Genomic DNA, 13018 nt, shown 5'->3' with positions numbered 1-13018 from the left:
CCCCAGAGCTCGCCTCCCCGCTCCGCGGGGGCGGGCCGCCCCCCGCCGCGTTCGTCCTTTTGGGGGGGCCCCCCCCGGGCCCCCCCCCCGGGGGGGGCGCCCCCCCCCCCGCCCCCCCCCCCCCACCGCAGCAGCTCAGCAGCACAGCAGCAGGTCGGCGGCTCAGCGCCTCGGCTCCGGTTCGGCGTCCGGCGTGGTGCTCAGTTCGGCCCAGACCGTCTTGCCGTCCTCGCGGTAGCGGACGCCCCAGCTCTCCGCGAGCGTGGCGCAGATGTGCAGCCCGCGGCCGCCCTCGTCCACTGCCTTGGCGTGCTGCAGGTACGGGGCGGCGAGGGCGCCGTCGTCGACCTCGCAGATCAGCGTTCCCTCGCCACGGATCAGCCGCAGCGTGATCGGTGCGGCTCCGTAGCGGACGGCGTTGGTGACCAGTTCGCTCACCACGAGTCCGACGGCGAACGGGTCGGCCGCCGATTCCCACTCCCGCAGGCGCTCCTTCGCCTTGCGCCGGGCCGGGCCGACCGCCCGGAACTCCGACTCGACCGCCCACTCGGCCACGTCGTCGTCGGGGAGGAGTCGGGTCCGGGCGACGAGCAGGACGCGGTCGGCGGCCAGCAGCGCGCCCACGTCGTCCGCGAGTTCCTCCGGCGGGCGCACCGGGTGGCCCAGGGCGGCCGCCAGCTGTTCGACGGTCGGGCCGTCCTGCTCCGTGAGCGAGGGGGAGGCCAGGCAGATGGTGCTGCCCTCGGGCAGCACGACACTCGTACTGGCGAACGGCGGCCCTTCCTCCCCCAGCAGAGGCCCGTCGGGTACGGGTGAGGTGTCGAGCGAGCCGTCCGGGTGGACGACGGCGAGCAGCGACCTGCCCGCCCGCGCGATGTCGAGCCGGCCGCTGACCGGGTCGTGGACGGCGAACGTGCAGTGGGCCGTCGGCTCGTCCGTCTCCCCCGTGGCAGCCTGCTCGCGGGCGAGCCGCAGGACCGTGGCGTGCAGCCGGGCCAGGAGCTCGTGAGGGTCGAGATCCAGGGTGGTCAGACTGTGGACCGCGGTCCGGAGCCGGCTCATCGTCGCGACCGCGCTCAGCCCCGGGTCCTCGACCTTGCCCACGACGAACGCCACCCGGGCGCCGGGCAGCGGCAGGGCGTCGAACCAGGATGCGGCGCCGGTGCCCCCGGGGCGGTGGCGCTGGGCGATCTCGGCGGCCCGCCGGGTGTCCTGTTCCTGACGGAGCGGCCAGCTCTGCAGGGCCGTCATGACGATGTGCTCGCGGGTGAAGCGCAGCGCGTTCTCCAGGCTGATCGCCGTCCGCGAGGTGACCCCGCGCACCAGCTCCACGTCCTCGGCGGTGAACTGCTCGGCGCCGGGGCGCCGCCGGAAGGCGACCGCGCCGAGGACCTGGTCCCGTGCCGGCAAGGACGCGACCAACAGCGGACCCTCGGCGGCGTCCCCGCCGAGCCGCTCCGGGGCTGCCAGCACCATGGGGGAGGACGGCAGCTCCGGACCGAACAGCCCCGGCAACAGGACCGACCCGATCGGCGGAGGCGGGCGTTCGTCGGCAGGGCCCGCGGCCGCGGCACAACGCAGCAGCGGCAGCGTTCCGTCGGGGCCCGCAGGCCCCGGCGCCCCGTTGCGCAGGATGGAGTCCGTGAGCGCCACGACGGCGCCGTCCGCGAAGCCCGGCACCATGACGTCGACCAGCTCACGGGCCGTGCGCTCCACGTCCAGGCTGCTCCCGATCCGCTCCCGGGCGCGGTGGAGCAGGTTCAGCCGGCCCTGCGCGCGCTCCCGCTCGGTCACGTCCACCGTCGTGGCGACCAGCCCCAGGACGCGGCCCTCCGCGTTCCTCAGCCGGTACACCGACATGGAGTACACGTGCTCCCGGTCCGGATCGACGAGCGGCCGGCTGCGCATCAGCGCCTCGCGTACGGGCCGCCCGGTGGCGAGAACCTCACGGAACATGCCCACGTCCACGTCGACGCCGAGCGGCGTGTACGCCTCCGACACCGGCCGGCCGATGAGGCTCTCCTGCTCGACTCCACGCATGCCGATGGCCACCGGGTTGACCCGCAGCACGCGCAGCTGGGGGTCGAGGACATGGACCCCCACGTCCGCCTGGGTGAAGAGTGCGTCCAGAACCGCCTCGCCGAGCCCGGGCAGGTCCTCGCCGACGCTCATGCCGCCGCCCATCTCTCCCCGCCTAGTCGTGCGCGAGCAGGGCCTCGGCGTGGCGTCCGGGGCCGACGCAGGGCACGCGGTCGGGGACGTGGAGGCCGGTCACACCACGGAACGCTTCGGACATGGACCATCCCTTGCAGCGTGGACGTGCTTCCCCCGCCCTCGTACGCGAGGGGAACGGGCGGCTGTCAGAAGTCTGTGCGCGAACGGCGGCCGCTGCCCGCGCTGCCGTACGAACGGGTGACGCGCGACCGAGTCGGACGAGTACCGGCCCGGGAACCCTCCGCCGCCCTGACACGGTCCGCCCCCGGGTGCGGGCCCGGTCCGAGGGAAGGGAGTGCCGGGACCGGGCAGATCCGGTCCCGGCACTCCCTTCCCTCGGCTCGGTCGGGGCACCAGCCCTTCGGCTGAACGCGGGCCCCGGGCCTCCGGCTCGGTCGGGCCCCCGGTCTCCGGCAGGAACATCCAAGGAGTCTCCCGCCGGAGACCCGGGGCCCGCGTTCAGCCGGCCTTCGGGGTGAAGCCCTTCGCCGCCTCGGAGACGAACGGCTCACGGACCGTCCGCATGCCGCCAGGAACGGACTTGTCCGGCCGGAGGATGACGGACTCGCGTGAGGAGGGCGCGTTCGGGTCGCTGAAGTCGTGCACGCCGAAGCCGGCGTCGTACGCGTTCAGGGTCAGCAGGGCCTTGCCGATGCCCTCCCGGGTGAGGTCCTTGGCGTCGCAGGCCCTCTTCAGCGCCTCCCCGAAGACGCCGGCGGCCGTCCAGCCGGCCACGATGCCGTTGTCGAGGCCGTCGTTCGGGTACGCGGCCCTGTAGTCGGCGACGACCTTCTTCGCGGCCGGGGTGTCGGCACCGATCGGGAGACTCGGAGAGGCGAACCAGTACATCTTCTCCAGCGCCGGTCCGGCCTGGGTGCCCAGCAGCTGAGGGGCGAAGGCCGAGTTGTTGCCGATGACCGGCACGAGGAACCTCGTCGCCGCGGCGACGCCGACCAGCGAGGCCGCCTGCCGCGGACCCGCGCTGACGACGACGGCCTTGACGCCCGCCTGCTTCAACGCCGCGACCTGTGCCGACATGTCGTTGTCGGTGGGCTTGATCTTCTGCTCGACGATCGTCAGCCCCGCCTTCCCGGCCGCGAACTTCGACCCCTTCAGGGCGTTCTCGCCGTAGTCGCCCTCGAAGTAGACGTGGCCCAGCTTGTCGCCCGCCTTCAGCCCCTTCTCCTTCACCAGGAAGTCGACGGCGTTGATCGTCTCGATGTCGTACGTCGAGCCGAGGACGCGGATGTACGGGGAGCCGAGCAGCGAGGCGGACCAGGCCTGCGGCAGCACCAGTCCCTTGTCCCGGTCGTCGACGCGCTGCTTCACGGCGGCGACGAACGGCGAACCGATGAACTGCGTGTAGCCGACGACCTTCGGCTCCAGCTCGGTGTAGGCGGAGAGCGCCTTCTGCGGGTCGTAGCCGTGGTCGCGGACCGTCAGCTCCAACCGCCGCCCGCAGATCCCGCCGGCCGCGTTGACCTGCTTCACGTACAGCTGCTGGGCCTGGGTGACGCTCTTGCCGAGCGTGGCGTACACGCCCGTCATGTCGGTGAGCGCACCGACCGCGATGGTCGTGTCGGTGACGCCCTTGCCGGACTTCACCCCGTCGGCTCCGGGGCCCGCGTCATCGGTGGATCCGGCCTTGGAACTGCAGCCGACCGCGGTGAGCACGACAAGTGCGGCGGCGAGTGCGACGGCCGTCGTTCTCGAGGCGTGGCGGGGGTGGGTCATCGTTCCTCCCTGGAGGAGTGCGAGGGCCGGGCGGTTCGCCCGCGTGGCCGGGCGGCGAGCCGGACCAGGCCGCCGGGCAGGAAGAGCACCACCGCGACGACGGCGGCGCCGTAGAGATAGCGGGCGGCTTCCCCCGGTGCGATCCCGCCCGTCCCGGGGGCGGAGACCAGGGGCAGCGCGTCGCTGTACCGGTTGAGGAGCTGCGGCAGCAGGGAGACGAAGACCCCTCCCACCACCGCTCCGGCGACCGAACCGAGACCGCCGATGACGATCATGGCCAGGTATTCGAGGGAGAGCAGCATGCCGAAGTACTCCGGCACGGTGCGCTGGAAGACCAGCGCGAGCAGCACCCCCGCCAGTCCCGCGTACATCGACGACAGAACGAAGGCGGCGGCACGGTAGCGGGCCACGGGGATGCCCAGGACCCCGGCGGCGATCCGGTGGTCCCGGATCGCGTTCATGGCGCGGCCCGGGCGGCCGCGGAGCACGCCCCGGGCGAAGAGGGCGCTCGCGAGCAGCAGGAGGAGGCCGAGGTACCAGAGCTTCTCGGCGGAGCCGAAGGGGACCTGCGCGACGACCAGTTCGCTGTCGTCGAAGGTGAGGCCGAAGAGGGTCAGCGGGGGCACGGCACGCCCGTTGAAACCGCCGGTGAGGTCATCGGCGTTGAACAGGACGTGCTGTCCGATGAAGATCAGCGCGAGGGTGGCGATGCCGAGGTAGGCGCCCCGCAGCCGGCCGGCGATCGGGCTGAACGCCCCTCCGGTCGCACCCGCGAGGGCGACGGCGAGGACGGCGGCGAGCCAGCCGGGCAGACCGAGTCCGGTGAGCCCGTCCGTCCCGTCCCCGGCGAAGGCGCAGTAGCCGTACGCGCCGACGGCGAGGAAGAAGGCGTGGCCCATCGACAGCTGGCCGGTGGCACCGGTCAGCAGGTTGATGCCGATGGCGCCGATCGCGGCGGCCATGGCGAAGAGCCCGGCCTGGAGCCAGAACCGGTCCAGGTAGAACGGCAGGCCGGCGAGGACGAGCCCGGCCGCGGCCCACGCGTGGACGCGGGGCCGTGCGAGGGCGGCCGCTCCGCGGCGGGGAAGCGTGTCAGACACGGGACAGCTCCTTCGTGCCGAAGAGCCCGGCGGGGCGCAGGAGCAGCACCGCGACCATGACCAGATACGGGGCGAGATCGCCGATGCCGCGGCCGAGGAAGGTCAGATCGCCCTGGTAGCCGGTGGCGAGGGACTCGGTGACGCCCACCAGCAGGCCGCCGACGAGAGCGCCGGTGGTGGAGTCCAGCCCGCCGAGGATGGCGGCCGGGAAGGCCTTCATCGCGGCGAGCGAGGTGGTGCGCTCCAGGCCCGGCGTCGGGAAGACGGTGAGGAAGAGCGCGGCGACGGCGGCGAGGCCGCCGGCCACCGCCCAGGCGCCGAGCGAGACCCGGCCGAGCCGGATGCCCATGAGCGCGGCGGTCTCCCGGTTCTCCGCGGCGGCGCGCATGGCCACGCCCCAGGAGGTGTGGCGGAAGGCGAGCAGGAAGGCGGTGATGAGCAGCCCGGCGACGAGAAAGGCCGCGATGCGGGTCTGCGCCAGGGAGACCGGACCCAGGGTGACGACGGCGTCGCCCCACGGGTCACCGGGCGACAGGATGTCGGTGCCGATGCGGCGGGTCAGTTCCGTGGCCAGCAGGATGTCGACGCCGATGGTGACAATGGCGAGGACGCTCTGGTCGGAGCCGCGGTAGCGGCGCATCACGAGGAACTCGACGGCCGCGCCGACCAGGGCCGCGCCGCCGATCCCGGCCAGCAGCGCCGGCCAGAAGCCGATGCTCTCGTGGAGCACGGCGGTCACGTAGCCGCCCGCGAGCAGCAGGGAGGCGTGGGCGAAGTTGACGACCTCGGTGGCGCGGAAGATCACCACGAAGCCGAGGGCGATGAGGGCGTAGACGGATCCCAGTGAGACGCCGTTCAGCAGGAGTTCGGCGAAGGTGGTCACCCGGCGGTCTCCTCTCCGAGGTAGGCACGGACGACCGCGGGGTCGTTCTGGACGTCGCCGGGAGTGCCGTCGGCGATCCGGCGGCCGAAGTCGAGGACGGTGACGGCGTCGGCCAGTCGCATCACCACTCCCATGTCGTGCTCGACGAGCACGACGGAGATCCCGAGGCTGTCGCGGACGCCGGCGATGACGGCGGCCGTACGGCGACGCTCGTCGGCGGTCATCCCGGCCACGGGTTCGTCGAGCAGCAGCAGCGAGGGCTCCATGCAGAGGGCGCGCGCCAGTTCGGCGAGCTTCTGCTGCCCGTACGGGAGGGAACCGGCGGGTTGCGCCAGCTGCTTCTCCAGGCCGACGAAGGCGGCGATCTCGCGGACGCGGGCGCGGTGGCGGGCTTCCTCACGTGCGGCGGAGGGCAGCCGGAGCCCGGTGGCGAGGAAGCCGGCACGGGTCAGCCGGTGGCGGCCCAGCATCAGGCTGTCCTCGACGGTGGTGCGGGGCGGGAGCGCGAGGTTCTGGAAGATGCGGGCGACGCCGAGCCCGGCGATCTTGTGCGGGGGCAGGGAGGTGAGTTCGTGTGCGCCGAGCCGTACGCTTCCCGAGGTCGCCTTGTAGACGCCGGAGAGCACGTTGAAGCAGGTGGACTTCCCCGCCCCGTTGGGGCCGATGACGGCGTGCACGGTGCCGGGGCGGACCGTGAACGAGACCGCGTCGAGCGCGGTGAGCCCGGCGAAGCGGACCGTCACGTCACGGACGTCCAGGGCGGGGACGGCTGAGGGGGCCTTCGGGGGGAAGGCCCCCTCGGGTGCGACGGCCCCGGGGGAGGCGGGTACGGCATCCGGCGCCTTCGCGGCGGCGGGAGGCGCCGCGGACCGGGCGCCGGTCGCGGTGTGATCGCCGGGTGCGGCGGCCGGCCGCGCGGGACCACCGGGGTCCGGACCCCGGTCGACGGGATCGCTCATCGGGTCTCCTCCCAGCCGGAGAGCACGGGACGGACGACGACGGCGTCCGGCGCGTCCGTGTCCTCGTCGACGACCCCCAGGTAGCGGCGCCGTACCTCGTCGGACGCGGCGAGCTCGGCGGCCGGGCCGGAGAGGGCGACCTCGCCGACCTCCAGGACGTACGCCCGGTCGGCGAGCCGCAGGGCGAGCGCCGCGTTCTGTTCGACGAGGAGGACGGTGGTGCCCTGGGCGTTGATCTCGCGGATCGTGTCGGCGATCCGGGCCGCCATCAGCGGGGCGAGACCGAGCGAGGGCTCGTCGAGGAGCAGCAGCCTCGGCGAGGCCATCAGCGCGCGACCCACGGCGAGCATCTGCTGTTCACCGCCCGACAGCAGTCCGGCACGCTGGCGGGACCGGTCGGCGAGTACGGGGAAGAGCTCGTGCACCCGCCGCAGCGCCGACGCCCTCGCCTTCCGGTCCCCCCGCGCGCCGAGCGCCCCCGCCCGCAGGTTGTCCTCCACGGTCATCCGGGTGAACACCTGCCGCCCCTCCGGCACCTGGCAGACGCCGGCGGCGACGACCCGGTCCGGCGTGAGCCCGCCGATCGGCCGCCCGCCCAGGGCGACGGTCCCGGAGGTGACGGCCCCGCCGTGGAACGACAGCGTGCGCGAGACGGCCCTCAGCAGAGTGGACTTCCCCGCGCCGTTGCCGCCGAGAACGGTGACGACGGAGCCCTCCGGCACCGTCAACGACACCCGCCTCAGGGCGTGTACCGGTCCGTAGCCCGCCGACAGGTCCGTGACCTCGAGAGCGAGTCCGGTCCCTCCCATGGTTCCCCTTCCGTGGCCCGTTCAGTGGCGCTCACCCCAGCACCGCGGAGGCCGCCCGTCCACGTGCGGCGGCCGAAACGCTGCCGGTGACCAGCGGGCGCCGGTACGGGTTGTGCACGCGCACAAGACCGCGTGTCAGGGGCCTGTCGGGAAGGGGTAGGGGGTGGCATCCTCCGGGCATGGGACGGCGCAGACCACGGACCGGCGATGACTGGAAGCTGCTGGCCGAGGCGTGTACGGCGCTTCTGGAGCGGCTGCCCGAGCTGGTGGACGAGCACCTGAGAGAACTGCACGAGCACGCCCCGGTGTACGGCCGGGTCGTGCCGCACGACCAGCACTGGCGTGAGGCCCACGAGGCGATGCGGATCGGGATCGAGATGATCTCGGCACCGCGGGACTCACCGCGGCGGGATCTGGAGCACGCCGACGAACTGGGGCGACGGCGTGCCGAGCAGGGGATGCCGCTGGAGCTGGTGGTGCACGCCTACCGGCACGCCGGTCACCTGGTGTGGGAGGCGCTGATCGAGGACGCGTCGGCGTTCCCGTCGCGACTGGCGGTGCTGACCCAGTCGGCGACCATGGTCTGGCAGGCGGTGGACGCGCAGGCCGACACCGCCTCGGAGGCGTACCGGGCCACCGAACGGGAGTTGCGGCGGCGCACCGACGAGCAGCTCCAGGCGCTCCTGGACGCGCTGCTGCACGGCCAGTGTTCGCCGGGGGTGACCTCGCGGGCGGCGGCGGGCCTGGATCTGCCGGAGCACGGCCGGTACGCGGTGGTGGTGCTGCGGCACGACCGGCGCGAGGTCCCCGAGCCGTTCCACCGGCGGGTGCAGGGCGCCGGCGTGCGGTTCCTGTGGCGGATGGGCACGGACTGCGAGATCGGGGTGGTGTCGCTGGTCGAGGGCACCGGCCTGGACGCCCTGTCCGAACTGCTCGACGGGCGCTGCCCCGGGCCCGGGGGGATCAGTCCGGTGGTGACGGGGCTGGCGGAGCTCGGACGGGCCCGCAGGCTCGCGGAGCTGGCACTGCGGACCAGTCCGCCGGACTCACGGCAGATCGTCCGGCTGGACCGGCGGATGGCGGGCGCCCTGGTGGTCGGCCAACCGGAGCTGGCCGGCCTTCTGGTGACGGACGTCCTGGGCGGTCTGCTGGAACTGGACCCGGCCGACCGCGCGATCCTGCTGGAGACACTGGACGTCTGGCTGGAGTGCGAGGGCTCGGCGGGCCGGGCGGCGGCTCGGCTCTACTGTCACCGCAACACGGTCTTCAACCGGCTGCGCCGCCTGGAACAGCTGACGTCCCGGTCCCTGTCCCGGCCGCGGGACCTCACGGAGATGACGCTGGCGTTGGACGCGTTCCGGTTGACTGCTTCGGGCTGAGCGTCTCGGGGATGACGGTCTCGCACCGGGAGCCGCGCGCTGACGGTCTCGTGGCTGAGGGTCCGGGCCGATGCCGAGAGGGCCTGCCGGGGGCGGCACGCCGGGGACGGAGGGAGGGGCCTGCCCGGGCGGACCGTCGCGTCGGGACGGCGCGGCTTGACCGGGCGGACGGTCACGTCGGGGACGGCGCGGCCTGCCGGGGGTGGCACGCCGGGGACGGAGGGAGGGGCCTGTCCGGGCGGACCGTCGTGTCGGGACGGCGCGGCCTGACCGGGCGGCTTGTCGCGTACGGAGGGAGCGAGCGGCGCCTGATCCGTTGCGGCGGCGAGGATCGGACCATCGCTTCACCTCACCAGCTCACCGGCTCATCGGCTCACCGGCTCATCGGCTTACCGGTCGGAGCGGTGGCCGTTCCCCGTGGTTCGGGACAGGAGGCCCGACAGTTCGACGCGGGACCGGACGCCCAGCCGGGCGAAGACGTTCCGCAGGTGGTGGTCGACCGTGCGGGGGCTGACCGAGAGCCGGTCGGCGATCTCGTGGTTCGTCGCCCCCGCCGCCACCAGCCCGGCGATGCGCTGCTGTTGGGGCGTCAGCTCACCCGCCGCACCGGGGACGGCCCTCCCCCTCACCGGGCCTCCGGTCGCCCGCAGTTCGGCCCGTGCCTGGTCGGCCCACACCCCGGCCGCCGCGCGCTCGAAGGTGACCAGCGCGTCGCCGAGCGGGCCGCGCGCCTCGACCAGACGCCGGCGTCGGCGCAGCCACTTGCCGTAGGCGAGCAGGGTCCGGGCCCGCTCGAAGTCGTTGCCGCTGTCCTCGTGGTGCCGCACCGCTTCCCGGTACCAGTCCGCCGAATCGCCCGCCCCCGCCAACAGAGCTCGGCAGCGGGCCAGTTGGGCGGGCGCCTGGGGGTCGAGGCCGAACCCGGCCCAGACCGCGAACTCCTCGGCCGCCGTACCGGCGTCGGCCTCCCGGCCCGCCGCGCACGCGGCCTCGACGAAGCAGGGCACCACGAGCATCCGCAGGGCGAAGTGGCCGCCGCGCGGCCCCCTCCGGACGAGGGGCGCGAGACGGGCCGCGGCCTGTGCGGCGAGACCTCCCGCCAGTTCGGCCCGGGCGATCGCCCACTCCGCGAGCGTGGTCGCCTGCACGAGACCGTGCGCTCGGGCGGTTCCGAGCGCCCGGTCCGCGTGCTCCACGACGGCCTGGGCGTCACCCCGGACGGAGGCCGCCAGGGCGAGGATCGCGTGCTGGTGGGCGGCCGGGTTGCGCTGCCCGGCGAGCTCCGCCGCACGGAGCCCGTCCCTGGCGTGCGCGGCGGCCCGCTCGTGCTGTCCTGCTCGCAACTCGGCGTAGGCCAGGTGCTCGAGGACCCGGGGGAGTAGCGTGCTCCCGGCCGTGGCACGCACCGCGGCCAGGGCCCGGGTGTGGACGCGTACGGCGGTCGGCGCGTCCCCGAGGACCAAGGCGGCCGCGCCCGCGCGCACCAGACGGCGCGGCTCGTCGGACGAGCCGTCGCGGGCGACGACCCGGGCCAGCGGCGCGTGCGCGTCCTGCAGCCGCGCGCCGAGTGCGGCACACAATCCCTCGCGGAAGTCCCGTTCTGCCGGGTCGGCCTCGGCGGTGGCGCAGGCGGAGGATCCGGAGGGCTCGCCATCCGCGTCGGCGCCGACCGGGCGGACCGCGTCCGCGCCGACGGGACCTACGGGGGTGAGCCGTCCGGCCGGCGGGTCCGGCTCCCCGGTGCCGGGGAGCGGCTCGCCGGCGACGGCCACCAGTGTCAGCACCCGCCCGCACTCCGCAGGCAGCGAGTCGAGGAGCCCCCGGTACACCTCGGACAGCAAGGCGTCGTCGGTGAGCGTGCCCGGTCGGCAGCCCCCGCGCTCCGGCTCGGCGGAGACACGGGCGGCCGCCGCGGCCAGGACCCCGGGATGGCCCGCGGCCTCGTCGAGCAGACGTGAGCGGAAGGACGTCGTCAGGGGCCCCCGGCACCGGTCGTCGAGCAGGGCCCCCGCACCCGCGCGGCTAAGCCGCCCCAGGGACAGCAGCCGGGCACCCGGTACGTCGGGGGGCCGGTGGTAGGCGGCGAACGACACGACCCACGCCCACGGTCCGGGGTTCCCACGCCAGGCCGCGTCGAGCGACGTGCGGGAATACGCGTCCCAGCGGTGAAGGTCGTCCAGGCAGAGCAGCAACGGCTCGCCCGGGCACAGGACTTCCAGCGCGCCGGGCACTCCGCCCGGGCCACGTGCCGTCCGCAGGGCACGGCGCGCGGCCGAGGGCGTGGGGGCGAGGGCGGACAGCAGGGCGCGCACTCCGCTCCAGGGAACGCGGTTGCCGGTGGGCGCGGCCACCCGGTGCGCCCGGACCCGCGAGTCCCGGACCGCCCGGTCGAGCAGGGCGGTCCTGCCGATGCCGGCGCGGGCGGTGAGCAGCAGAACGGAACCCGCACCTTCGGCGGCCCGCGCCGACAGCGCCGCCACGGTGGCGAGTTCGGACGTGCGGTCGTACAGCCGCGGAGCAGCGGCGAAATTCGACGCTCCACTCACGCCGTCACGGTACTGGCCGGTAAGAGGTGAGGAAAGAGGAGGGCGTTGGGCTCGGTTCCACACCTCGGGGGCGCCGGCTGTGCACGCGGACAACGTAAGTGCCCCGGGTCCGGGGCCCCGGCAGTCCCCGAGCGGCGCGGAACCGTCGGTCTTCCGCGAGTCGGACCCGCCGGTCCTCCACGAGTCGAACCCGCCTGCCCTCCACGAGTCGAACCCGTCGGTCCTCCGCGAGTCGAACGCGCCGGGCGGCGGCGCCCCGAGGCGCCCCGCCGCGCCCCCGGCACGCGGCGGGACGACGGGCACGTCAGGAGCCGAGGGGGCAGGTGCCCCGGTACTCCTCGATCGTCAGGCTCGGCCGCGGCAGGGGGCAGAGGAACTGGTCGTAGCGGGTGTCGTCGTCGATGAACCGCTTCAACCAGGAGACGCTGTACTTCGCGATCGTCGTGTCGGAGCTGTTGGGGGTGAAGTGGGTGGCCCCGTTGAGCTCCAGGTACGCCTTGTCCAGCGAGGCCGGCAGACTCTCGTAGAAGGGCTCCGAGTGGGTGGCGACCGGGGCCACCGTGTCGCCGTCGGCGCCCACGATCAGGGTCGGGGTCGTGATCTCGGGCCAGGTCTTGTCGGTGTTCCAGCCGGTGAGCGGGATGGCGGCCTTGAGCGAGGGGCGGCTCTTCGCGGCTTCCAGGGTGCCTCCACCGCCCATCGAGTGGCCCATGACCCCCAGCCGCGAGGCGTCGACGCGGGCCCGGACCGTACTGCGCTGGGTCAGGTAGTCGAGGGCCGCGAGGAGTTGGCGGCCGCGGCTGTCCGGCTGGTCCAGCGTGGTGAGGGTGTCGATCGTGAAGACGACGAAACCCTGCGACGCGAGCCGGGGTCCGAGCCACGCGATCGAGGACTCGTACGCGGTGAAGCCGGGGGAGATCACCACGGCGCCGAACGTGCCGTCGCTCGTGGAGGTGGGGTAGTAGATGGTGCCGCCGCCGAACGTGGTGACGGCGAGGGAGGAGACGCTGGTCTGGGAGACCGCGTAGGACCCGCGGGCCGCCTCGATCGAGGCCACGGTGGGCGCAGGCCCGCGCTGGTAGGGATTGTCCGCGGCGGCGGCGGCGGTGGTGGCGGCCGTGGCGGTGGCGGCCGGCGCGGCCAGGAATGCCAGGCAGGACAGGGCTGCTGCGGCGGCAGCGGTGTGTCGTTTCACGACGGAGTCGTCCTCTCGAGTCGTGTGCCGTCAGGTGGGGGTCGCACGGCGCCGTCCGGAGGCGGCCGGCGCGCCGGTGTGGACCGGCCCCGCCACTGTCGGGCCGCAGGCGGCGGAGGACATCGGCGAAATGACCGGTCACCGGCTACCGGGCCCGCCGCGCACCGCCCTGCCGCGACGGCCGGATCGGTCAGCGGTA

General features: G+C 74.2%; 9 protein-coding genes. 1 reads left to right on the top strand and 8 read right to left on the bottom strand.

The window, feature by feature from the left end:
• Positions 1 to 162: 162 nt before the first annotated feature.
• The 6 genes from ACIRQF_RS03220 to ACIRQF_RS03195 all read right to left on the bottom strand — a co-directional run bounded on the left by ACIRQF_RS03220 (position 163) and on the right by ACIRQF_RS03195 (position 7699).
• On the bottom strand, positions 163 to 2172 hold the full coding sequence (locus ACIRQF_RS03220) for a SpoIIE family protein phosphatase (protein ID WP_404088369.1): 2010 nt from the start codon (positions 2170 to 2172) through the stop codon (positions 163 to 165).
• Positions 2173 to 2673: 501 nt separating this feature from the next.
• The gene (locus ACIRQF_RS03215; RefSeq protein ID WP_404088367.1) at positions 2674 to 3948 is read right to left on the bottom strand and encodes an ABC transporter substrate-binding protein; all 1275 of its coding nucleotides are present in this window, start codon (positions 3946 to 3948) and stop codon (positions 2674 to 2676) included.
• The gene (locus ACIRQF_RS03210) at positions 3945 to 5048 is read right to left on the bottom strand and encodes a branched-chain amino acid ABC transporter permease (RefSeq protein ID WP_404088365.1); all 1104 of its coding nucleotides are present in this window, start codon (positions 5046 to 5048) and stop codon (positions 3945 to 3947) included. The genes ACIRQF_RS03215 and ACIRQF_RS03210 overlap by 4 nt, the downstream gene beginning before the upstream one ends.
• Entirely contained in the window at positions 5041 to 5931 is an 891-nt protein-coding gene (locus ACIRQF_RS03205) for a branched-chain amino acid ABC transporter permease (RefSeq protein ID WP_382479755.1), read from the bottom strand. Before ACIRQF_RS03205 ends, ACIRQF_RS03210 begins: the two co-directional genes overlap by 8 nt.
• Entirely contained in the window at positions 5928 to 6890 is a 963-nt protein-coding gene (locus ACIRQF_RS03200) for an ABC transporter ATP-binding protein (RefSeq protein WP_404088363.1), read from the bottom strand. The genes ACIRQF_RS03205 and ACIRQF_RS03200 overlap by 4 nt, the downstream gene beginning before the upstream one ends.
• Positions 6887 to 7699: an ABC transporter ATP-binding protein gene (locus ACIRQF_RS03195; RefSeq protein ID WP_404088361.1), complete on the bottom strand. Its 813-nt coding sequence runs from the start codon at positions 7697 to 7699 to the stop codon at positions 6887 to 6889. Before ACIRQF_RS03195 ends, ACIRQF_RS03200 begins: the two co-directional genes overlap by 4 nt.
• Positions 7700 to 7878: 179 nt before the next feature.
• On the opposite strand from ACIRQF_RS03195, the gene ACIRQF_RS03190 reads away from it, so the two are divergent.
• The gene (locus ACIRQF_RS03190) at positions 7879 to 9078 is read left to right on the top strand and encodes a PucR family transcriptional regulator (protein WP_376628221.1); all 1200 of its coding nucleotides are present in this window, start codon (positions 7879 to 7881) and stop codon (positions 9076 to 9078) included.
• A 389-nt stretch (positions 9079 to 9467) separates the two neighbouring features.
• Here the strand turns inward: ACIRQF_RS03190 and ACIRQF_RS03185 are convergent, their stop codons facing one another.
• Both ACIRQF_RS03185 and ACIRQF_RS03180 read right to left on the bottom strand, forming a co-directional pair.
• Positions 9468 to 11624 carry a LuxR C-terminal-related transcriptional regulator gene (locus ACIRQF_RS03185; protein WP_404088360.1) on the bottom strand — a complete coding sequence of 719 codons (2157 nt, stop codon included), beginning with the start codon at positions 11622 to 11624 and terminating at the stop codon, positions 9468 to 9470.
• A gap of 304 nt (positions 11625 to 11928) precedes the next feature.
• Positions 11929 to 12819, bottom strand: a complete 891-nt coding sequence (locus ACIRQF_RS03180; protein WP_404088358.1) for an alpha/beta hydrolase family protein — start codon at positions 12817 to 12819, stop codon at positions 11929 to 11931.
• Positions 12820 to 13018 lie beyond the last annotated feature (199 nt).

It is taken from the genome of Streptomyces sp. NPDC101191 (genome assembly GCF_044767915.1).
In the GTDB taxonomy this organism is placed as follows: domain Bacteria; phylum Actinomycetota; class Actinomycetes; order Streptomycetales; family Streptomycetaceae; genus Streptomyces.
This window is presented reverse-complemented; position numbering and strand designations above follow the sequence as displayed.